This is a genomic window from Paraburkholderia sp. BCC1886 (assembly GCF_900996245.1).
In the GTDB taxonomy this organism is placed as follows: Bacteria; Pseudomonadota; Gammaproteobacteria; order Burkholderiales; family Burkholderiaceae; genus Paraburkholderia.
Genome location: NZ_CAAJGK010000118.1, coordinates 176,980 through 198,586 on the forward strand (window position 1 = coordinate 176,980; position 21,607 = coordinate 198,586).

A 21,607-nucleotide genomic window follows, 5' to 3' on the forward strand; every position below is an offset into this window, starting at 1 on the left:
CGGAAGGATCGTCTGACTAAGACGTTCGTATAGCGCAGGCCGCCCAGGTAGCCACGATGCCGCCCGGCTTGCTCGGCACAGTGCAGACTGATCGAACGTCGACCCTTTACGGACCGACCAGTCTTTTCAGCCGTGCCTCTTCAAGATCCAGTTCCGACTCGATCCGATGCAAAGTCTTGTCGTTGATCCGACTCTCGTCATGTAACCGTAGCAGCGCCGCTCGGCCCGCTTGCACCGCCTGCAGCCCAATATTCAGACGCGTGAGCCGCAAACGCACGAGGTCTTCGCCCTCTACATGCGCGCGTGCGTTGCTGTCGACCCGATAGCTGTATTCGTCGATCAGCCGCAGAACAACGGACTCGTTGCCTTCGCATCGAGCCATGTCGATCTTCCTCAACGCATCGAGCGACGCCTGGAACGTGATTGATCGCGCCTCGAATGGCGTGAGGTATTTCGACCCTGTCAACCCGGATACTCCGCTAAAACCAATTACGCGTGCCAGCGGCGCCAGCGTCAACCCTTGCACGACGACGGTGACGAAAATCACCGCGAATGTCGCGAATATCAAGGTATCGCGGTCGGCCAGTGACTCGGGTAGCGCCAACGCAGCAGCAAGGCTCACGACGCCTCGCATGCCGGCCCAACCGAGAATCGTCGCCTGCCGGATATCTGTTCTGGCGGGCGCGCCGCGCAGGTGCGCGAGGATCCGCTCGGGAAGCGCAATCGCCATCATCACCCAGACGAATCGCGCGACGATCACCACGGCGACCGTTGCACTCGCGAGCATCCACACCCGCTCGGGCAGCCATGACGAGAAGCTGTGGCCCGCACTCAGCTTCTCGAGCGTGCCACGCAACGACACGCCGATCAGGATAAATACGAGCCCTTCCAGCACGAAGACGACAACATCCCACGTTCCGGTGATCTGCAAACGCGTCGTCGCATCCAGAATCATGTGCTGGCGCAGTCCTACGATGAGTCCGCACACCACCACCGAGAGCACGCCCGAGCCATGCAGACGCTCTCCCAACAGGTACGCGGCCCATGCCGCGAGAAAGGTAAGCACAACGGCTAGACGCGCGTCTTTCAGCCAGGCAAGAAGCTTGATCGTCATCCAGCCGGTGAGCGCACCGGTTAGCACGCCGCACAGTGTAAGCATGGAAAACGTGAGCACCGCGTCCCCCGCGCTAACAACACCTGCCGACAGCGCAACGACGGCGAAGCGATAGATCACGAGGCCCGATGCATCGTTGACGAGACTTTCGCCTTCGAGCACGGTGACAATGCGCTCCGGAAGCGGCAGCTTGCTCAACAAGGCTTTCGCCGCGACGGCGTCGGGAGGCGACACGATCGCACCAAGCGCAACGCACGCAGCCCACGGTAAGCGCGGATCGACCCAATGTGCGACACACGCGACACACGCGGTGGTGAAGATCACCGATCCCAGCGCGAGCGATGCTATAGGCGCGGTCTCGCGGCGAAACTCTCGCCATGCTGTATAGAAGGCACCGGACATCAATAGTGGCGGAATCAGCACGACCATGATCACGTCGGGGTCAAGTGCAACGACGGGCGCATCGGTCGCGAAGCCAATCGCCGCACCGCCCACAAGCAATACTGCCGCAACCGGCAGATTGAAACGGCTGGCGATCAGCGATAGCACGCACGCTGCCAGTAATACGAGCAGCAAATCCTGAAAGAAGATGATGTGACTCATTATTGACGTGACCTCATGGTTTCACACAGCCTTCTCTCAATACCGGTCGAACCGCGATTTTCGCCCGATCCGTGGAATGAAGCCGCTACACGGGCGAATTTATAAAACGCGGTGAGGTGCAGGCGGCCGGCATAGCGCTCTTCTCATTGACCGGGCTGGCCCCGGAACGATTAAACCACGAGGTCCGGACGGTCTCTTTCTGAATCGCACGGTGCGAGCTGAAATCATTGACCGTTTTTCACCTCCGAAATCGCGTTGCGCTGGATGCATCGATATTTCATGCTCCGACCCGCCTCCGCGAGCGTGTCCTCAACAAACGCTCGCGGACGACACGGTTCAGTCTCATCGCTGTAAGAGGAAGCCTTGATGCATTGTCGGCCGCTTTATTTTTGCTAAGAAAATTTCATATTTTTTGCAGGACTTTACGAGCGATGCGCTCCTACACTGAATTTTCCTGCAACACGATTCGCACGTTGAATCTATCGATTTGCTCAAAAAAGGACATGCCATGAAAGATACAGCTCAAGCAGCGGAACACCGCGCTGCACCGCTAAAAACACCTTCCCCTCTCACGCAGGAGGCAACCGGCGATATCTCCGCAGCTTTGGCCATCCTGCTTGCCGATGTCTTTGCGCTATACCTCAAAACGAAGAACTTCCATTGGCATATGTCGGGACCGTACTTCCGCGATTATCATCTGCTGCTCGACGACCAGTCCGATCAGATTTTCGCCACGACCGATCCCATCGCTGAACGTGCGCGCAAGATTGGCGGCAGAACGCTGCACTCCACCGGCCACATCGTCCGGCTGCAACGCATCCTGGATAACGATGCTGAATTTGTTACGCCTGACGACATGCTCGCGGAACTGCGCGAAGACAACCTGGCGCTAGCGGGTTACATGCGCGAGACGCATGCGTTGTGCAGCGAAGTCGGCGACGTCGCTACCACGAGCCTGCTCGAAACATGGATCGACGAGGCAGAACGGCGCGTCTGGTTTCTGTTCGAATCGGGACGCCGCTCATAAAAGTATGTGTATCGGTCGGCGGCACCCGCCGACTTTTTGTGCTGGTGGACGACCCTGCCTAGGCGTGGGACAGCGTACCGCTCGACGCACCGTCAACGCAGATCTCTCATACACGTGCTGGTAAGGGTCCGTCGCCCCGCGCCATGGGTTTCACAGGCAGGCGGGTCGACACCCCCGAGTGGCCCCTGAGCGTAGTTTGCGTAGCAGAACAAGCAATGTCAGGCTGCTCCCAGACCCACACTATCGATTATCTTGACGCACAGGACATTCGCCGCGCAACGGTGAAATTCCACGTCACGTGGATCGCCTGGAGAGGCCGACTGATGAAGCGACGATGGGAAAACAATGGATAAGCTGCTAGCTTTGCGAACTCTGCTTGCTGTTGCGGAGTCCGGCGGTTTCACCGCGGCCGCTCACGAGCTTGGCAAGACCACATCTTCGGTCATGCGTCTCATGGATGGTCTGGAAGCGTCGCTCGGCACGTCGCTGCTCACACGCACCACTCGCAATGTTTCACTGACCGATGCAGGCGTAACCTATGTCGAACAGGTCCGCCAGGTGCTAACCGACCTGGCGGGTGCCGATGACAGTGTCATCGACAGCGGCATCGATCCGATGGGCCCACTGCGGGTGAGCGTCTCCGCTACCTATAGCCGCTTGTACATCGCTCCACATATCACGACGTTCCTGAAGCAGAATCCGCGGGTCAAGCTTGAACTCGTGGTGTCAGACAGTCATCTCGACCTGGTAAGCGAGCGTCTGGATCTCGCACTGCGAGTTGGCGTTCCGACCGCTGACGATCGGCTGATCGTTAAAAGGCTGCGTGCAAGCGAGCGGTTGGTGGTCGCAAGCCCGGACTATCTGCTCAGAGAGGGCACGCCGCCCACGCCATCCGGACTGATCGGTCATGAATGCCTGCGTTTCATCTACAAGCCCGGCAATCGTCAAAGATGGGTTTTCCGTTATCCGGACAGATCCGAATCGGTCGACGTGAATGGCCAACTCCTTACCAATAACCTCGATATGCTCGTCGGCGCTGCGTTGGGCGGCCACGGCGTCGCCCTACTTCCACAATGGCTGGTGAGTGCCGAGGTCGCTTCAGGAAAATTGATTTCTCTCTTCGGCAACGCGCAGGTGACGCCCGAGGGCGGAGATGCATTTGTCTATGCGACGTATCTGCCGAATCGCAGGTATTCGAGAAAAGTCCACGCGTTTATCGATTTCGCGGAACGTGCGATTTCCGCGCCGGGCTAGTCGCTTTCGCGACGCGCCTGGCCGAGAACATTACGCTCTCGAACGCTTGTGCTCAATCCGTTGGCGGTCCATGAGGCTCGACAAAATCAGGTCGTGCGAATTTGTAAAAGGGGGCACCCTGCAGGCAAACAACGCTCGCGCGGATAGGGCAAGCTGACTCCAGATCAATCAACCGGGAAAGCGCATGTCCACGGAAGCGCCTATTAATACTGACCATTGAGGGTTCGATAGCTTCTCGCTGCGTACAGTCGGTACTTCGGCGGCATTGGCAGTATCCATTTTTTCTTACTGGAGATGAAGCATGGCTTCCTCACTCTTTTCGCCGACCAATGTCGGCCCTGTCACTCTTGCCAACCGTATCGTCGTTTCGCCCATGTGCCAATACAGTGCTGACGACGGTTGTGCGAACGACTGGCATCTGATGCATCTCATGCAACTCGCCATTTCAGGCGCGGGACTCGTCGTTCTCGAAGCCACGGCGATCGAACGACAAGCCCGCATCACGCATGGATGCCTCGGCCTCTATAGCGATGCCAACGAGGCCGCGCTCGCGCGCGTGTTAGGGGCAGCGCGGCGCGTAGCACCGCCGCATACCCGTTGGGGCATTCAACTCAACCACGCGGGACGCAAAGCATCGGCCCAGCGGCCGTGGGAAGGCCGCGCGGCTTTAGGTCTGCGAGAAGATCCGTGGCCAACGGAAGGGCCTTCAGCCATCGCGGCAGGCACGCATTGGCATACACCAAGAGAAATGAGCCTGGACGACATGACAAGGGTACGCGAAGGATTCGTGGCAGCGACCCGCCGCGCAGTGCGCCTCGGCTTCGATGTGATAGAGATCCACGCCGCCCACGGCTACCTGCTACATCAGTTCCTTTCGCCGTTGGCCAACCAGCGCACCGACCCGTACGGCGGCTCTTTTGAAAATCGGATGCGCTTTCCGCTCCAGGTGGCGATGGCGGTTCGCGAGGCCCTTCCGCCGGGTGTTTCCCTTGGCCTGAGGATCACTGGCTCGGATTGGACACCCGGCGGCATTGAAGTGGCCGAAACGATTGCGTTCGCCGATGCCCTCAAAGCTCGTGGCGTCGACTACGTGTGTGTGACCACGGGCGGTGTGGTCAACGCCCGTATCGCGGTGCACCCCGGTTATCAGGTCCCGTTCGCAGCCGAAGTCAAAGCGAGCGTCAAGCTTCACACGCGCGCTGTCGGCATGATTGTGGACGCGCGCCAGGCCGAGACGATCATTGCGACCTCTCAGGCAGACACCGTTGCGCTCGGTCGTGCGTTTCTGGATGATCCTCGCTGGGTTTGGCACGCGGCACAGAGCCTGGGCGACGAGGAATCGATCGTGTATCCGCCGCAATACGAGCGTAGCAAACCGGGCTTGTGGGCCGGCGCTCAACTCGCCCGGCCTGGGACGGCAAATGCCTCGTGAGCCGGAGCGGTAGAACCCGATTTCTGCGCGAGCATCGATAATCGAGGACCTGGGGATGTCGGACTCGCAGAAGCAGCACCCGTCTTTATGCGAGGCGCGATTCGCCAGGGTAGCCGGGTGACGACGTCGATGCCGACACTTTCAGCTTCGTGCGTAACCGGCGAGCACGCTCGCTGAATTCAGCAGGCTCTTTCAGGGCGCGGTCTTTCTTTGCTTGACGAGCAATACGATTGACTGGCGCCCCCACGTTCGAGCGTCGATCACCCCTGCGCCGTCAACGTCCAGAGCGCTCGCCAGTCGGTTTCGCCATCGAGTTGCTCAAGACGGTTCCACAAGGCGTCGACACCGGCGGCGTTGACATCCAAGGCCATACAGGTAGCCAGTTTCTGACGTCGATCCGCATCCTGAAGAGGACGACGCGGATCCCCCATGGGTATGTCGACTCGCTCGCTGAACACCCGGCCATCGCGAAGACGTACCGTAACGATCGCGGGGACCGCATCGGCCGATGAGCCGGCCGCAAGTGCCTCGTCGATCTCGAAGCGCACCCGCGGAACCAGTCTTCTCACATCCTCGCGTTGCACGGCCGCGTCTTCATAGTGAGCCAACGTCAACATGCCGTCCGCGGCCGCGGCGGCGAGAGAGTGCTCCATGCTGAACTTGCCTTCCAGCCCCGTCTCGGGTCGCGCATGTTGCAGCACTTTCTTTGCGAGAGGATGCGAGACGCACTCGATGGTTTCGACATCTTCTCCCTTGAAGCCATGGGTCTGCTTCAGACTGATGAGCGCATCCAGCGCGCAATGGGTGCATCCGCACGCGCCGTAGCGCTTCAGCACGATTCCCGGGGCGATCACATCCCAGCTGTCGGAGAGCGCGGCCCGCAACGCCGCATCGTCCGGCATCTGCCGCGCGCCGAGCACCGCGAACCAGCCGGCCGGACCTTCGAGCGCTTCGCTGTCGGCCGTCATCCCGGCGTGCGCAAGTTCGGCTGCGTGCACACCGGCGCGCGCCGCATTGCCCGCGTGAAATGGCTTGGTCATGCTGCCAAAGTTACGGCGCACGCCAGATGACATCGATGCGGCTATCGAGATCGCGGTCGCGGTCTGCGCGACGCCCAGATGCATCAACCGCGCGGCGGCCAATGCCGCACCGAACACGCCGAGGGTGCTGGTCGTGTGCCAGCCGTGCTCGTAATGCGTTGGATTGACGAAGCTGCCTAGCCGCGACACCACTTCGATACCCAGCACGTACGCCGCGAGCACGTCGCGGCCATTGGCGCCGGATAACTCGGCAACGGCGAGCGCGGCGGGCAGGACGACGACACTCGGGTGGCCGTATTGCGACCAGAGTACGTCGTCGAAATCGAGGGCGTGCCCGCTCGTTCCATTGGCCATTGCCGCATCTCTCGCACTCATCCGGCGGGTGCCCCCAATCACACTGGCACCCTGCCCGGCCGGCGCATCCTGCAACGTCGCACCCACCGCGCGGGCAACGTCCGTTCGTGCGCCGGCGATCATGCAGCTGATCGCATCCACCGCCGCCACGCCCCCTGCCCGGTACACCTGCTCGGGAATCGCACTGCCGGGCGTTTTCACACCATAAGTTGCAATGACTTCAGCGAGGCTCATGGCAGGGTCTCCGTGCCGATAACATGACGGCGGGCCGCGCGACGCGGCACACCAGCGAGAAAAGCCAGCGCGCTCACCACCAGCAGCGCTGAAAGGATGTACAACGCGTTGTCGATGCTGCCGGTCAGCGTCTTGATCTGGCCGACCGCCCACGGCGTCACGATCCCGCTGGTAATGCCGAGGCTACCGATCAAAGCAATACCCGGCGCGACCGCGCGCTTCGACAGGTGCTCGAACGGCACGGCCCAGAAAATCGGCACCGCCGCGAATATCAGCACCGCGGCAGCCGAAAGAATGATCAACATGATTGGGAAACTCGGGATATGCAGCGTCAACAGGAACAGCGCGATCCCGCCGCCGAGCGTGCACGCTGCAAAGTGCCAGCGGCGCTCGCCACGCCTGTCGGAGCGGCGCGCAATGATCAGCAGTCCGATGGCGCCGATTGCATTCGGTATCGCTGTATAGAGGCTGATCGACACGATGCCCTGAATGCCGAAGTCGCGAATGATCAGCGGCATCCAGAAATTGATCAGCAAGCCTCCACAGGCCACCGAAAAATAGACGAACGCGAACAGATACACACGGGGCGTTCGCAGCGCGTCGAGCAACGCATTCTTCGCGCGCGCCAGCATCGGATTCTCCTCGACCTCGAGTTGCGTGAGTACGCTACGTTTCTCGTCGTCGCTCAGCCACTTTGCGCGCTGCGGTCCATCGTCCAGCCAGAACGCCGCGAACACGCCGAGAAGGATGGCCGGCGCGGCTTCGATCACGAACAGCCACTGCCAGCCGAACAGACCCGCAACGCCAGCCATGTCGCGCATGATCCAGCCGGAGAAAAGGCCGCCGATCACACCGGAAATCAAGGTGCCCGCGAAGAAAATCGACATGATGCCTGCGCGGCGTCGCGGCGGGTACCAGTAGCTGATGTAGACCGTAATGCCCGGCAGAAAGCCCGCTTCGAAAACGCCAAGCAGAAACCGCAGCGTATAAAACTCTCCCGGTCGCGAGACGAACATCATGCAGGCCGACGTCAGTCCCCACATCACCATGATCCGTGTGAACGTGAAGCGTGCGCCGAAGCGTGCCAGCAGCATGTTGCTCGGCACTTCGAAAAATACATAGCCAACGTAAAAGATTCCCGCGCCGAGCCCGTACATCGCATCGCTGAAACCGAGATCGTGCTTCATCTGCAACTGCGCGAAGCCGATGTTGATCCGGTCGAGAAACGCAATGACATAACCCATGAACAGAAACGGAATGATCCGCCAGGTGATCTTGCGATACAGCGAATCGTGAGCCGTAGCCGCGAGCGGATCGGCCACCGGCGTTGCAGATGACAGTTGCATCATGATGTCTCTCTCCAGATCTTTCAGGCGGCTGCGTGTCGCAGTCTCGTATCGTGAAACAGGCGTGAAACAGGAGTCGGCCGGGAACCGACTCGTTTGACCACAACCGCGATCAATGGCTTTTCGCGATCGCCTGCAGTGCTGTCCATAACACGTTGGCATCCGGTAATGCACCGATACCGAGCGCCGTGTCGACGATTCGCGAACGGGTTTCAGGTGGCGCGAGTTGCCCCAGCAACGCATTGAACTTGCTGACAATGCGTGCTTCGCTCATCGTATTGAACTGCATGGTGCTATTGGACTCCGCGCGATCCACATAGCCCGTTCGACCCTCGAAACGCCGGCCGTCACGCAATTCGACGCGCACCGTCGAATCGATACCATACGGGTTCTGCCGATCCCGTTCGGCATCGACACCGTGCGTGATCCGGGCGGCAAGCCGGCGCACCGCGGGGTCGTGATAACCGTCTGCCCAGTAGCTCAGGATCGACGCGTCGTCATAGACCGGGCGTACGTCGCGTACCAAGGCCATGGCGGCGCCATATTCGGAGTTGAAGTGGATTTGCGCGTCGCGCTCGGGGAACTCGTGCGCCTCTGCTTTGACGAAGAACGCCGGCGTGCCGATATGGAGGCGCTCGACGTCATCAGCCGTGAAAGCGTGCTCGCGCTTAAGCGCGGTGACCGTATCGATCACACCGAGCACCTCGGCGCCCACCGGGTAGTACTTGACCGCGGTGCGGCGAAACGCGACGACATCGTCGCCCAGACCGGAAGTGATTGCGCTCAGATCGAAACCGTCGCTGCGCGCGACCATCGTCCGGCAATAGCCCCAATCGGCATGCTCGAAGGTGTCGAGTCGGGACTTCAGCCCGGCCCGCGCCATGAGCGCTGCCAGCACGCCCGTTTCGGCGCCGCGACCGCAATGCACCCGCTTGATGTCCGAGCCGAGGCGCGCCAGCATGAGTCCGCCGCCCGCCAGATCGGCCGCGATCACCAGCGCCTGCGCGATCGCCGCCTCGTCGAGACCCATCAGCATTGCCGCGCTCGCCGCCGCGCCGATTGCACCGTGAAATGGCGGCGTATGCCAGCCTATATCGAGTTCGGGAGACGGTCCGACGCACTCCGAGACCCGCACCGTGACCTCGTAGCCGGCGATGATCGCCGCGGCGAACGTCGAGCCGTCGACCGGTTGCGAGGCCAGATCCAGGCCGGCAAGACAGGCAGGCAGGACGCACGCGCCTGGGTGCACGTACACCCCGAGATCGTTCAATTCGAACGATTGCGCCAGTGTGCCGTGAGCAAATGCCGCGGCGGTCGGACTGGTGGTGACGTTCGTACCGACCAGTCGCGCCGCGCCGGCGCCCAGCGACACGGCCAGATCGGCGATCGTCCTGGCGGGCCCAACGCTTGTCCCGAACGCGATGCAACCCAGATTGTCGAGCAGACGCTGCGACGCTTGCGCCCGCACTTCGGCTTCGAATCTTGCCGGTTCGGCGCGCGCCTGAACGACAAATCGTGCCAGTTTCCCGGCGATGGTCATATCGGTGTTGCTCATCCGGCTCTCCTCTGGAAGGTTCCCGTTGTGCTTCAGCGGCCCGGTATCGGACCCAATGCTGCTTCAGTGCCGCCCGGAGGATGCGTCGCGGAGATCGCCGGGAAGCCCGATCGCTCCGCATTCATGCAGCCCGGCCACCTGCTCCTCTGAATAGCCGAGTTCGGCGAGCACATCCTGCGTATCTCCCCCGAGCAGCGGGGGCGGCGCACGTAACGTCATGTCGAAAGTCGAGGAACGCACGGGCAGTTTCGGCAGATCACCAATGCGGCCATTCGCCAGGGGCGTGGCGAGCAACTGTCCAGACTCGCGCAAATGGGTTTCCTCGTGCAACTGGTCAGGACGACGCACCGGTGCGAACGGCACGCCCGCCGGTTCAAGACGAGCGTCAAGCTCAGCCTGGGTATGACGGCGCAAGATCGCCGTAAGCGTTTCGACCAGTTCATTGCGATGCTCCACGCGCGCATCGACCGTCAGGAAACGTGAGTCGGCAGCCAGATCCGGCAACTCGAGTGCAGCACAGAAACGCTGCCAGTGCGCATTCGACGTGATGCCGAGAAAGACCTTGCTGGCGTCCGCCGTATCGAATAGCTGGTAGATGCTGAAGCCCATCCGCTTGCCCTGCTGCATGGTCGCCAGCGGCACCGAAGGCGCGTCCTCATGCTGCGCGTTCGCCATCCATTGCCCGACCAGATAGACCGATGTCTCGAACAACCCGGCAGTGATGAGTTGCCCCTGACCGCCGTTTGCATCGCGTTGCCGTAACGCGGCGAGTACCGCGACGACGCCATAGGTCGCCGCGCCCAGGTCGATCACCGACGCGCCCGCGCGGCTCGGTTTATCCGCAGTGCCGGTCATGAATGCCAGACCGCCGGCCATTTGCGCGAGCTCGTCGAGCATGGGCTGCGCCTCTCGCGGACCCGGCAGAAAACCCTTGATCGTCAGCCAGACCAGTTGCGGATAGAGCGCCGACATCGTCCGATAGCCGAGACCGAGCCGGTCCATCGCCTCATAGGAAAAGTTATCGATGACGACGTCCGAGCGCGCGGCCAGACGGCGAAATACCTCCGCGCCTTCACCGCGCAGATCGACTGCCAGGCTGCGCTTGTTGCGGTTGAGCATGCTGAACATCGAGGCCATCGCACCGGGCATCTGGCGCACCTGATCGCCGCCGTCGACATTCTCGATCTTGATCACATCCGCGCCGAGATCCGCCAGAATCTGTCCAGCCGCGGGACCGGCCACGATATGCCCCAATTCGAGGACCCGCAGCCCGGCGAGCGGCAGCGCACCCGTTTGCACGTTGGGCGTAGCGCTCATCATGCGTGCCCTCCGCCGGATCGACGCGAAGTGGCGCCACGACCCGCGGCATCGATGCGCTCCGCGAGCCACGCGTTGAAGGCCTCCGCGCATTCGTATTGAAGCCAGTGGCCAGCGCCTTCGAGGAAGGTCGTGTCCGCCATGTTCAACCGGTCTGCCGCTGCGCGAAGCGCAGGCATCTGGTCACGGTACAGGACATCCTGTGTGCCCCAGATACCGCTCACCTTGCACCGCCACTCCGCTGCCAGGGCAAAAAGCGCATCGCCGAGCGCCAGTGTCCGATGCTTCACGCGGTCGCGCGGCGCACTGCGCTGTTGAACGAGAATGGCCAGATCGTCGACATGCTTCGGGTCGTGCAGCATCATCTGATGAAGATTCCACCGCACCACATCGCGGCGTGCGGCCGGATCTTCCACGCCTCGCATCGGTTTGAGCGCCGGTGGACTGCCGACGATACCCAGCGCCGCCACACTCACCAGCATCAGAGCGCGAAGCGCGGGCGGCTGTTGAGCGGCCACGCAGGAAGCAACGAGTGCCCCGAATGAGAATCCGACCAGATCGTAGGGTTCGTCGTCGAGCAGGGTCTGCATGCCGGCCAGCACCATGGGTGAAAGCGTATCGGCGTCGTGCGCGCCCGGCGGCAAGTCGGAATCTCCAAAGCCCGGCAGATCGGGCACCCAGACCGATCGATGCGTCGCCAGCGACGCAATATTGCGCACCCAGTGCAGCCAGCTGCCCGCGCCGCCATGCAACAGCACGACTGGCGCGCCATGTCCCCATCGACGCCACACCATGTGTACGCCGTCACCGCACGGCGTGCGGTGACGTTCGGCTTGCGCTTCGAGTTCGTCGATGGCGCGCGCTGCCGCGATGCCATCCCCGGCGCCCGGGCCGGGCTTAAATTCGGCGTTCATGCGCGGGCCTCACGTTTCCACTGGATCGGCGTATCGAGACGAACCAGCCCTGGCGCATCGAGCAACGCCTGAGCGACCCGTTCGCGGTGTTCATAGACCGTGCCGGCCCGCAAGCTCCACGACGCCACGCGTCGATACCACAGGTTGATGTCGCATTCGGTAATGAAGCCTAGCCCGCCATGCATCTGCTGGGCGCAACGAACTACCCTCAGACAATGTTCGTTGGCAAACGCCTTCGCCTGCGAGACTTCCACGCTGGCGGGCAAGCCCGCGTCGAGACGCCAGAGTGCTTCACGTGCCAGCAATTGCGTGCCGTCGACCGCGTTAAGCATATCGGCCGCCATATGCTGGATTGCCTGGAACGATCCGATCGGCTGACCAAACGCGTCGCGATGATTGACATAGTCGACGGCGATTTCCATCGCACGGCGCGCTGCGCCTTGCATCAGCGTTGCGCTAAACACCGCGGCGAGATCCATGAGGTAGCCGACGGCCTCCGCCGACTGTCCCTGCGCGCCGAGCAGGCGCTCCACCGGAACGCGCACCTGCTCGAAGCGCACGACGGTCTGTCCATCCTTGGCAAGCGGAACCAGCCGTTCGGTGCTTACCCCGGCAGTCCGCGGATCGACCAGCAGTATGCCCAACTCGCCGTCGTCGAGCCGGCAGACGACGAGACAGCAGGCGGATTCGCCAAAATGATCGACGAAGTGTTTGGTGCCGTTCAGAACATAGTGGTCCGCCTCACGTCGCGCCCGCATATGAATCGCGTCCTCTCGCCATACGCCGTCGCTCTCCTGGACCGCGAAACTGAGGATCGACTCACCTTGCCCGACGCTCGTGAGAATCTGCCGTTGGACCTCATCGCCATGACGGGCGATCGTCAGCGCCGAGACCAGCGTCGCGAGTATGGGCAGCGGCGCGATGTGCCGGCCGATCTCTTCGAACATGAGACCGAGGTGAGAAAGCGGCAACGCCTGCCCTCCGTATTCGGCGGGCAACGAAAGCGTCAACCAGCCGAGTTCCGAGAAGGTCCGCCATAACGACCGCGCGTAATCCGCCCCTTCGTCCTCGCAGCGGCGCACGAGCGACGCAGGACATTCGGCCAGCAAAAACTCCGCCACGGCGTGCTGGATTTCGAGCTGTTCACGCTCAGGCAAAACATTCATTTTTTATTCCCCGACGATTCAGACTTGTTCGATACGCGCGGCATGTTCAACGCTTTGCGCGCGACCTGATCCCGCATGACCTGTACGCTGCCGTGATTGACCGTCGACTGGAACGCGCCGAGCAGGTTGTGCGCGAATACGCCGTCGTCGATCGCATAGGGCGAACCATTCAGGAGTTGCGCGCTGGGCCCGAGAATCTGGCTGATCGCTTCGGTCGATCGCACGCCGTGCTCCGGTGCAAAGACCTTCTCCGCGGACGCCTCGTAGTTGAATTCGAGACCCTGTTCGTCGATGCTGACACTGCGCATGGTCATCAGCCGGCACACCTGCGCTTCGATCCAGAGTTCGGCGACCTTGTCACGCACGCGCGGGTCGGCGCGTTTCTCCGCGGTGCCCGGTGCGTCGCTCTTCAGGTGATTGACGAGGTCCTCGTCGCGCATGATCGAAATCAGATAGCGGCGCGCGCCGACGCGATCGAGATTCAGACCGCGCTGCACGACACGCCAGCCATCGCCCTCGGCGCCGAGCAGCGCGCTGACCGGTACCTCGACGTTATCGAGGAAGACCTCGTTCGTGCGAGGTTCCGCGTAGGTCGCGGTGGCCGGCGAGCGCGGCTCATGCTGCAGCGTCCAGAGAGGCCGCACGGTAATGCCGGGCAGGTCCATCGGCACGAGCAGCACGGAGAGTCCTGCGTGACGCGTCGAGGCCGGGTCGGTCCGCACCATCAGGAAAATATGCGTAGCGTTCTGCGCATTGGTCGTATAGATTTTCTGGCCGTTGATGACGTATTTGTCGCCGGTGCGCGTGGCGCGGCACCGGATGCCGGCCAGGTCGGTCCCGCAATGCGGTTCGCTGTAGCCCTGGCAAAAAACGGTGTCCATGCGAATCGATGCCGGGATGAACGTTTCCCTCTGCTCATCCGTGCCGGCCGCGAGAATCGCGGGCGCACCGGTACCGCCGCCCCCCACGCCGAGACCCGCCGCGCGATGGAACTCTTCTTCAACGATGAACTGCGCGAACCGGCTGCGGCCCTGGCCACCGTATTGCGTGGGCCAGCTCACCGCGGTCCAGCCGCGGGCGCGAATTTTTGCGAGAAATTCCAGTGCAGCCGGCGAATAGCCGACGCCTACGACTGCTTCGGCCAGATCCTGGCGAATAGACTCGGTCAGTTCCTCGCGGATGAATGCCTGTATCTCGCGCCGCAACACGAGATCCTCTGGCAACAGGGCAAAATCCATGTGTCTCCCGGCCTAAGCCTTTGCATATCGAGCGGGTTAGCCCTCATGGGCGTCCCAAGTCACTGCCAGTATATTTATCGAGGCATGCGTTGAAAGTCCGTAAAACTACGTTTGGCGCTGTCTGGCACGACAGCCGTCCGGCGACCAGGAGATGACAATGAGAGGTGGGGCGACAACACCGCTAGTGGAATCGGATCTGCTGATCAATCTATTGCCGATTGGCGTCGTGCTTTCTCACGAACGCAAAATCGCTACAAACAACGACGTATTTACCGGCATCTTCGGTTTCGGCCCTGGCGAGCTGATCGGCAAATCGTGGGAAATGCTTTTCCCCAGCATCAGCGACTATCGCGAATTCGGCGATCGCTGGCTCGAACCCTTGAGCCGCAGTGGTCAGCATTGTGATGAACGCATCATGTTGCGGCGCGACGGCGCACCTGTTCGCGTGCGCGTACGCGGCTCCTGCAAGGACCGGCACAGCCCTTACGCGACCATGGCTTGCACACTGGAACTGCTCGAACCGGCGCGTCCGGCGCCCATGCTTCTATCGGAGCGCGAGCGCGAGATCGTGGCGGGATTGCAGGATGGTTTGACTAGCAAGGAGATTGCGCGGCAGATAGGCATCAGCCATCGCACGGTGGAAACCTACCGAGCCCGCCTGATGGTTAAGGTCGGGGCACGCAACGCGATGCAACTGGTTGCGTTGCTGCGCGTCAATCCAGCATGATGTCAGGTCGGCGTGCGCGGGGAGCGAAGCCGACCGATTACGTGGAAAACGCCTTTCGCGTTGCAACACGTTTAACGCCCAGCCGGAACTGACGACCCGGCACGCTGCAGCGCCAGCGCGTCCCGAACCGCATGCAGCAACCGGTTGGCGGCGGCGACGCGCCAAGGCGAATCGTCTTCACCGGGTACCGCTCGCAGACGCTCAAATCGACCACCTGCAGCACCTACACCCCAGCACCTACACCCCAGCCCCGCGCTCACCATCGCGACGATCACCCCTGACGCTGCCGAGTTCGAGTGTGCTGCACACCTCGAGCATGATCTGGCGCACCTATCGCGCGCCCATTGCCCCTGCCCACGACAAATCCAGCCAAGATTAAACAATCCTGTTTACATCCTTGAATCGACTTATGAAATTAAGTTGTATTCATAGCGTTATAAATCGGTTTGTTTGCTCGCACCGTGCATCTAGAGTGGTCGCATTGCAATCGACGCACGCGTCACACGGACAAATTCTCAATGCAAACGCTTCTGATCAATGGAACGTGGCGCACGCCACGCGAACGGCTGGCACTCGACGTGGTCGACCCGAGCACCGGCAAGACGTTTGCGGAAATCGGCCGGGGCCGTGCCGACGATATCGACGACGCGGTCACGGCCGCTCGCGCGTCACTCTCCGATAGCTGGGGGCAATTCACCGCGCTCGAACGCTCACGCGTCCTGCTGCGGGCTGCATCGCTGGTTTCGGGGCAGGCAGACGAGCTCGCGAAACTGGAAGCGCGCGAGACGGGTAAACCTCTACGGGTCGCCCGCGCCGAAATCGACGTGGTAGCCCGCTATTTCGAGTTCTACGGCGGTGCGGCGGATAAAGTCGGCGGTCATGTCATCCCTTATCTTGCGGGCCATAACGCCGTGGCGACCCGTGAGCCTCTGGGCGTCACCGCGCACATCATTCCGTGGAATTACCCGGCAGTCATGTTCGGTCGCTCGATAGCGCCCGCCCTCGCGGTAGGCAACGCCACCGTGCTCAAGCCCGCCGAAGATGCGTGCCTGACCACGCTGAAACTCGCACAGATTCTGCTGGACGCCGGTTTGCCGGCAGGTGCGCTGAATGTCGTAACGGGCACCGGCGACGAAGCCGGCGCCGCGCTCGCCGCGCATCCGGGCATCGATTTCATTTCGTTTACCGGCTCGCCGCGCGTCGGTACGCTCGTGCAGCAGGCCGCCGCCATCAACCATGTGCGATGCGTGCTCGAACTGGGCGGCAAGTCTCCGCAGATCGTCTTCGACGACGCGGATCTCGACGCCGCACTCCCCGTGATCGTCAATGCGATCGTGCAGAACGCCGGGCAGACGTGCTCTGCCGGCAGCCGCGTATTGATTGCGCGCGATAGCTACGCGTCGTTCACGGCACGGCTTGCCGAGGCATTCTCGGCGTTGCAGGTCGGCGCGCCGGAGCACGACGCAGCGTGCGGTCCCCTGATCAATCGCACGCAACTGGAACGGGTGACGCGCTTTGTCGACCGCGCTTCGCGCGATGGCGTCGCGATACTCGCACGCGGCCGGATCAAGGACGGTACCTCGCCCGACGGCTATTTTTTTGCGCCGACGTTATTCGGCAACGTGCCGCGCGATCACGAACTCGCGCGCGACGAAGTGTTCGGTCCCGTCCTTGCGGCGCTGCCCTTCGACAGCGAAGAGCATGCCATTGCACTGGCCAACGACACGCCTTACGGACTCGTTACGGGCGTCTGGACGCGTGATGGCGATCGCCAGGCGCGCATGGCGCGGCGGGTTCGCAGCGGCCAGGTGTTCATCAATTGTTACGGTGCGGGCGCGGGCGTCGAACTGCCGTTTGGCGGTTTCGGCCGCAGCGGCTACGGGCGCGAGAAAGGGCTCGCTGCCCTCGAGGAAATGAGCGCAGTCAAGACCGTGGTGCATCGCTATGGCTAAACAGAAGGAAGCCATACTGGAAGCCACCGTCATCGAAGCCGTCGTGGAACGCAATGGCGCTCAGGTAGCGCAGACGACTCAGGCGCTGGAAGTCGAGCTGCGCCGCCGGATCGCACGGCAAATCGTGCCCCCCGGCGCACTCCTGCGCGAAAACGATATTGCCGACGAGTTTGGGGTGTCGCGCGCGCAAGTCCGCGAAGCGTTCATTGCGCTCGCCTTGCGCGGATTGATCGAGCGCATCCCCAACAAAGGCGCGCTGGTGCGTCGTTTCGATTTCGACGAGATCGTGGAAATCTTCACCGTGCGCGAACCTCTCGAAGGCATGGCCGCACGACTGGCCGCGCAGAACACGACCGGTGCGGACTGGCTGCCGTTCGTCGAAACCTTCGACCAGGCGATGCCGGCGTTCGTGCGGGACGGCGACTTCGAAGCGTTCGCCGACCACTATCAAAGCTTCAGGGAACGCATCATGGAAGCGGCCAACAATCGGACGCTGTCCGACATGCTGGATAGCATTTCGGAAAAAATCAACGTGCTGACCCGGCGCATCATCATCTTGCCGGGTCGGGGCGAGCAGGCCGTCAAGGAACATCGCGCGGTACTCGAAGCGCTCACCCAGGGCGACGCCGATGCAGCGGAACGTCTGCGCAAGGAAAACATGCGCAGCGGCCTTGCATGGTTCATCCGCTACAAGACCTTCATTCTTTGACGCCCATGTCCCCCCAATCCTTCTCATCCGATGGTGCCGATGGTGCGCGCGGTCCTCTCGACGGTCTCACCGTGCTCGAACTCGGTTCGACCGTCGCAGGACCATTTTGCGGCCGCTTGCTAGGCGACTTCGGCGCCCATGTCATCAAGGTCGAACTTCCGTCCGGCGATCCGCTGCGTACGATGGGCGAGCACGTCGACGGGAGCTCGCTGTACGCGGCGAGCCTGCTGCGCAACAAGTCGCTGATCGGCATCGATCTGCGGCGCGACGAAGGCCGCGCGCTGGCGCGCGAGCTCGCGTTGAAGAGCGACATCGTCGTCGAGAATTTCCGGCCGGGAACGCTCGAGAAGTGGGGGCTGGGCTACCAGGAACTGGCAGCCATCCATCCCGGGCTGATCATGGTGCGCATTAGCGGCTACGGTCAGACGGGACCTTATCGCGACCGCGCAGGGTACGGCGTCATCAGCGAGGCGATGAGCGGCATACGGCACATGACGGGCGACCCCGACCGGCCGCCGGCACGCGTCGCGGTGTCGATGACCGATTATCTGACCGGTCTTTACGCTGCTTTCGGCGCAACGCTCGCGGTGCTCGCACGGCAGAGCAGCGGCCGCGGCCAGGTGGTGGACGCAGCGCTGTATGAAAGCGCGTTTTCGATGATGGAGCCGTTCGTGCCCGCCTTTGCGGCACACGGAACCGTACCGGCGCGAAGCGGTTCGGCACTGGCCGGCAGCGTGCCGAACAACTTGTACGAAAGCGCCGACGGGCGGTTCATCGCGATCGCCGCGATGGCCGACCCTGTGTTCCGTCGACTCGCGATCGCGATGGAGCGGCCGGCGCTCGCCGAAGACCCGCGCTTTGCGCGCGCCGCCGCGCGTATCGCCAACCAGGCGGCGCTCGACGAACTGATTTTTGCGTGGTGCGCGGCGATGCCGATCGACGTGCTCGAAGCGATCTTGCATCGCCATGAAGTGCCGACTTCGCGCGTCTTTTCGATGGCCGACATTTTCGGCGATACGCATTTCCAGGAGCGTCGTATGTTGCGCGAGGTGCCGCACGACGAACTCGGCAGCGTCACCCTTACCGCGCCGCTGCCGGGTTTGTCCGCGACGCCCGGTGTGATCAGCCGAAGCGGCGGCCGCATCGGTCGCGATACGCGCGATGTACTGACGACCTTGTTAGGCCGGGACGCCGCGTCGCTGGACGCGCTCGCCGAGGCCGGCGTCATTCATCTGTGCGGAGTGCAACGATGAGCGCGAACTGGCAGCCCGAAGTCGACGAACTGCGTCTGCGCCACGCGTGGGCCGAACAGCTCGGCGGCACGGCGTCGGTGCACCGGCACCATGCCGCCGGACGCATGACGATACGCGAGCGCATCGACGCTCTCGCCGACGCCGGCTCGTTCCATGAGGTCGGCAAACTTTCCGGCCATACGATCGATGCCGACGAGGACGGCAGAAAGGTCATCCCCGCGCCGTACGTGATGGGGCTGGCGCGCATCGGCGGACGCGACGTCGCGATCGGCGGCGAGGACTTCACGATACGAGGCGGAGCAAGCTGGGCTGGCGACCGTCGCAAAGGAGGCCAGGGCGGCTTCGTGGAAGACCTCGCTTATGAATACGCCATTCCGCTCGTCAATCTGATCGACGGCAGCGGCGGTTCGGTCACGGGTTCGAAAAAACGCGGACACGCCGTTTTCCCCGGCGTGCATGGCTTCGAGCGGTCGGTCGATCTGATGTCGCGCGTCCCCGTGGTCAGTGCCGTGCTCGGCGCGGCGGCAGGCGGGCCGGCAGGGCGCGCCGTACTCTCGCACTATTCCGTGATGATCCGCGGACAGAGTCAGGTGTTTTGTACCGGGCCTGCGGTGGTGGCGCGATCCATCGGTCAACAGCTCGACAAGGAAGCGCTAGGCGGCAGCAAAATCGCCGTCGATATCGCGGGGACCATCGACCAGACTGCGGATGACGAAGAACACGCGTTCGAACTGGTCACGCGATTTCTCAGTTACATGCCGCAGAACGTATGGCAGATGCCGCCATCCGTATCCTGTCCCGATCCGCTCGACCGGCGCGATGAACGGCTCCTCGGCATCGTGCCGCGCGACCGGCGTCGGCCGTACGACATGCGTGCCCTCGCCAGCATGATTGTCGACGCGGAATCGTTGTTCGAAATCCAGCCCACGCACGGCACCGCCGTGATCTGCGCGCTCGCGCGACTCGGCGGACATGTGGTTGGGGTAATCGCGAACAATCCGCAGAGCGGCGGCGGCGCACTCGATGTCTGCGCCGCGCGCAAACAGATCCGCTTCATCGAACTCTGTGAGACGTTTCATATCCCGCTGCTGTTCCTCGTCGACATGCCCGGCTTCATGGTCGGCGTGCAGGCCGAACGTGACGGCACCCTGCGCGAAGGCATGCGTGCCGTGTCGGCGGGCCTGCGCGCGCGCGTGCCGAAGCTGACGGTCGTCATACGCAAATGCTACGGAATGGGCGGCATGGCCACCACCGAGAAAAACGGTCTCGGGCTCAAGCTCGCGTGGCCCTCGGCGGAATGGGGATCGCTGCCCATCGAGGGTGGCGTCGAAGTAGCCTACAAGCGCGAGATAGCGGCCGCCGCCAATCCGGCCGAACGGCGCGCGCAACTCGAAGACGAGCTGCGGGCACTCGCTTCTCCGTGGGCCACTGCGCAGGCATTCGGCGTCGAAGACATCATTGATCCACGCGATACGCGCGCTTATCTATGCCGTTTCGTCGGCGCGATGCAGGGCCGGCTCGCGCTGCTCGCCAATCAGACAGGAGCGCCACGATGAACGTGCATCGCGTCCCCGCCAACCACTTGCTGCCTCTCGCACAGCGATTCGCCGGACTGCGCCGCTATATCGGCAAGTTCGCGCTGCCCGTCGCGATTCTCGCCATCTGGCAACTCGGCTCCGTGCTCAAGCTGATCTCGCCCACCTTGTTGCCGTCGCCATGGTATGTCGCGGAGACGTTGTGGTATCTCGCATCGACGGGCGACCTGTGGCGCCATGTCCGCGCCAGCGGCTTGCGGGTCATCGAGGGCTATACGCTTGCCGCGGTGCTGGCCGTTTCTCTCGGCATCGGCATGGGTCTGTTCGCGCCGCTGAACCGGCTTGCCGATCTGCTCATCCAGATACTCAAACCCGTGCCGCCGATCGCGTGGATTCCGCTTTCCATCCTGTGGTTCGGTATCGATGAGGGCGCCAAGGTGTTCATCATCGTGATCGGCGCTTTCTTCCCGATCCTGACGAGCACCGTGGATGCCGTCCGCCAGACCGACAGCCGCTATGTCGAACTGGCGCGCGTACTGGAACTGCCTCGCGGTCTGTTCATTCGCCGGATCATGATTCCGGGCGCATTGCCGCAGATCATCAGCGGCTTGCGGCTTGGGCTGGCAATGGCGTGGATGTGCGTGGTCGCCGCGGAACTGATTGCCGCTTCGAGCGGCATCGGCTTTCTGATCATGGACGGCCGCGCCATGTCGCAGGCAGACCTGGTGCTGGCCGGCATGCTGGTGCTCGGCGTGCTGGGCAAGCTCACCGACGATCTGCTGCGCGCCGCCGAAAAGCGCATGGTGCGCTGGCGCTCCCATTTCACGGGACTTTGAC

General features: G+C 62.5%; 17 protein-coding genes. 9 read left to right on the forward strand and 8 right to left on the reverse strand.

Features of this window, described 5'->3' with window-relative positions; genetic code table 11:
* Positions 1-106 precede the first annotated feature (106 nt).
* The gene (locus FQ746_RS32760) at positions 107-1,717 is read right to left on the reverse strand and encodes a Na+/H+ antiporter (RefSeq protein WP_144113941.1); all 1,611 of its coding nucleotides are present in this window, start codon (positions 1,715-1,717) and stop codon (positions 107-109) included.
* 508 nt (positions 1,718-2,225) lie between these two features.
* On the opposite strand from FQ746_RS32760, the gene FQ746_RS32765 reads away from it, so the two are divergent.
* The 3 genes from FQ746_RS32765 (at position 2,226) to FQ746_RS32775 (ending at position 5,430) form a co-directional block, all read left to right on the forward strand.
* Positions 2,226-2,744: a Dps family protein gene (locus FQ746_RS32765; RefSeq protein ID WP_144114039.1), complete on the forward strand. Its 519-nt coding sequence runs from the start codon at positions 2,226-2,228 to the stop codon at positions 2,742-2,744.
* A 345-nt stretch (positions 2,745-3,089) separates the two neighbouring features.
* Positions 3,090-3,998, forward strand: coding sequence for a LysR family transcriptional regulator (locus FQ746_RS32770; RefSeq protein ID WP_144113942.1), 909 nt, complete (start codon positions 3,090-3,092; stop codon positions 3,996-3,998).
* A 301-nt stretch (positions 3,999-4,299) separates the two neighbouring features.
* Positions 4,300-5,430, forward strand: coding sequence for an NADH:flavin oxidoreductase/NADH oxidase (locus FQ746_RS32775; protein ID WP_144113943.1), 1,131 nt, complete (start codon positions 4,300-4,302; stop codon positions 5,428-5,430).
* A gap of 260 nt (positions 5,431-5,690) precedes the next feature.
* Here the strand turns inward: FQ746_RS32775 and FQ746_RS32780 are convergent, their stop codons facing one another.
* The 7 genes from FQ746_RS32780 to FQ746_RS32810 all read right to left on the reverse strand — a co-directional run bounded on the left by FQ746_RS32780 (position 5,691) and on the right by FQ746_RS32810 (position 14,594).
* On the reverse strand, positions 5,691-7,058 hold the full coding sequence (locus tag FQ746_RS32780; protein ID WP_144113944.1) for an MmgE/PrpD family protein: 1,368 nt from the start codon (positions 7,056-7,058) through the stop codon (positions 5,691-5,693).
* A complete protein-coding gene (locus FQ746_RS32785) occupies positions 7,055-8,404 on the reverse strand; it encodes an MFS transporter (protein ID WP_144114040.1) in 1,350 nt (449 codons plus the stop codon). The genes FQ746_RS32780 and FQ746_RS32785 overlap by 4 nt, the downstream gene beginning before the upstream one ends.
* A gap of 112 nt (positions 8,405-8,516) precedes the next feature.
* On the reverse strand, positions 8,517-9,959 hold the full coding sequence (locus tag FQ746_RS32790; protein WP_144113945.1) for an MmgE/PrpD family protein: 1,443 nt from the start codon (positions 9,957-9,959) through the stop codon (positions 8,517-8,519).
* A 63-nt stretch (positions 9,960-10,022) separates the two neighbouring features.
* Positions 10,023-11,279 carry a CaiB/BaiF CoA transferase family protein gene (locus FQ746_RS32795; protein ID WP_186310893.1) on the reverse strand — a complete coding sequence of 419 codons (1,257 nt, stop codon included), beginning with the start codon at positions 11,277-11,279 and terminating at the stop codon, positions 10,023-10,025.
* Positions 11,276-12,190, reverse strand: a complete 915-nt coding sequence (locus tag FQ746_RS32800; RefSeq protein WP_144113947.1) for an alpha/beta fold hydrolase — start codon at positions 12,188-12,190, stop codon at positions 11,276-11,278. The genes FQ746_RS32795 and FQ746_RS32800 overlap by 4 nt, the downstream gene beginning before the upstream one ends.
* Entirely contained in the window at positions 12,187-13,356 is a 1,170-nt protein-coding gene (locus FQ746_RS32805; protein WP_144113948.1) for an acyl-CoA dehydrogenase family protein, read from the reverse strand. The genes FQ746_RS32800 and FQ746_RS32805 overlap by 4 nt, the downstream gene beginning before the upstream one ends.
* On the reverse strand, positions 13,353-14,594 hold the full coding sequence (locus FQ746_RS32810; protein WP_144113949.1) for an acyl-CoA dehydrogenase family protein: 1,242 nt from the start codon (positions 14,592-14,594) through the stop codon (positions 13,353-13,355). The genes FQ746_RS32805 and FQ746_RS32810 overlap by 4 nt, the downstream gene beginning before the upstream one ends.
* Before the next feature lie 184 nt (positions 14,595-14,778).
* Between FQ746_RS32810 and FQ746_RS32815 the strand changes: the two genes are divergently transcribed.
* From FQ746_RS32815 to FQ746_RS32840, 6 genes are all read left to right on the forward strand, one after another.
* A complete protein-coding gene (locus FQ746_RS32815) occupies positions 14,779-15,321 on the forward strand; it encodes a PAS and helix-turn-helix domain-containing protein (RefSeq protein WP_186310894.1) in 543 nt (180 codons plus the stop codon).
* Positions 15,322-15,839: 518 nt separating this feature from the next.
* Positions 15,840-17,273, forward strand: coding sequence for an aldehyde dehydrogenase family protein (locus FQ746_RS32820; RefSeq protein WP_144113951.1), 1,434 nt, complete (start codon positions 15,840-15,842; stop codon positions 17,271-17,273).
* Positions 17,266-17,982, forward strand: a complete 717-nt coding sequence (locus FQ746_RS32825) for a GntR family transcriptional regulator (protein WP_144113952.1) — start codon at positions 17,266-17,268, stop codon at positions 17,980-17,982. The genes FQ746_RS32820 and FQ746_RS32825 overlap by 8 nt, the downstream gene beginning before the upstream one ends.
* Before the next feature lie 5 nt (positions 17,983-17,987).
* Positions 17,988-19,235 (forward strand): CaiB/BaiF CoA transferase family protein, encoded by a 1,248-nt coding sequence (locus FQ746_RS32830; protein WP_144113953.1) that lies wholly within the window; start codon positions 17,988-17,990, stop codon positions 19,233-19,235.
* Positions 19,232-20,791, forward strand: a complete 1,560-nt coding sequence (locus tag FQ746_RS32835; protein ID WP_144113954.1) for an acyl-CoA carboxylase subunit beta — start codon at positions 19,232-19,234, stop codon at positions 20,789-20,791. The genes FQ746_RS32830 and FQ746_RS32835 overlap by 4 nt, the downstream gene beginning before the upstream one ends.
* Entirely contained in the window at positions 20,788-21,606 is an 819-nt protein-coding gene (locus FQ746_RS32840; protein ID WP_186310895.1) for an ABC transporter permease, read from the forward strand. Before FQ746_RS32835 ends, FQ746_RS32840 begins: the two co-directional genes overlap by 4 nt.
* The last annotated feature ends 1 nt before the right edge of the window (position 21,607 follow it).

Coding starts and splice junctions, on each gene's coding strand:
- FQ746_RS32760 (WP_144113941.1), bottom strand. CDS start 1,717: ATGAGTCACATCATCTTCTTTCAGGATTTGCTGCTCGTATTACTGGCA.
- FQ746_RS32765 (WP_144114039.1), top strand. CDS start 2,226: ATGAAAGATACAGCTCAAGCAGCGGAACACCGCGCTGCACCGCTAAAA.
- FQ746_RS32770 (WP_144113942.1), top strand. CDS start 3,090: ATGGATAAGCTGCTAGCTTTGCGAACTCTGCTTGCTGTTGCGGAGTCC.
- FQ746_RS32775 (WP_144113943.1), top strand. CDS start 4,300: ATGGCTTCCTCACTCTTTTCGCCGACCAATGTCGGCCCTGTCACTCTT.
- FQ746_RS32780 (WP_144113944.1), bottom strand. CDS start 7,058: ATGAGCCTCGCTGAAGTCATTGCAACTTATGGTGTGAAAACGCCCGGC.
- FQ746_RS32785 (WP_144114040.1), bottom strand. CDS start 8,404: ATGCAACTGTCATCTGCAACGCCGGTGGCCGATCCGCTCGCGGCTACG.
- FQ746_RS32790 (WP_144113945.1), bottom strand. CDS start 9,959: ATGAGCAACACCGATATGACCATCGCCGGGAAACTGGCACGATTTGTC.
- FQ746_RS32795 (WP_186310893.1), bottom strand. CDS start 11,279: ATGATGAGCGCTACGCCCAACGTGCAAACGGGTGCGCTGCCGCTCGCC.
- FQ746_RS32800 (WP_144113947.1), bottom strand. CDS start 12,190: ATGAACGCCGAATTTAAGCCCGGCCCGGGCGCCGGGGATGGCATCGCG.
- FQ746_RS32805 (WP_144113948.1), bottom strand. CDS start 13,356: ATGAATGTTTTGCCTGAGCGTGAACAGCTCGAAATCCAGCACGCCGTG.
- FQ746_RS32810 (WP_144113949.1), bottom strand. CDS start 14,594: ATGGATTTTGCCCTGTTGCCAGAGGATCTCGTGTTGCGGCGCGAGATA.
- FQ746_RS32820 (WP_144113951.1), top strand. CDS start 15,840: ATGCAAACGCTTCTGATCAATGGAACGTGGCGCACGCCACGCGAACGG.
- FQ746_RS32825 (WP_144113952.1), top strand. CDS start 17,266: ATGGCTAAACAGAAGGAAGCCATACTGGAAGCCACCGTCATCGAAGCC.
- FQ746_RS32830 (WP_144113953.1), top strand. CDS start 17,988: ATGTCCCCCCAATCCTTCTCATCCGATGGTGCCGATGGTGCGCGCGGT.
- FQ746_RS32835 (WP_144113954.1), top strand. CDS start 19,232: ATGAGCGCGAACTGGCAGCCCGAAGTCGACGAACTGCGTCTGCGCCAC.
- FQ746_RS32840 (WP_186310895.1), top strand. CDS start 20,788: ATGAACGTGCATCGCGTCCCCGCCAACCACTTGCTGCCTCTCGCACAG.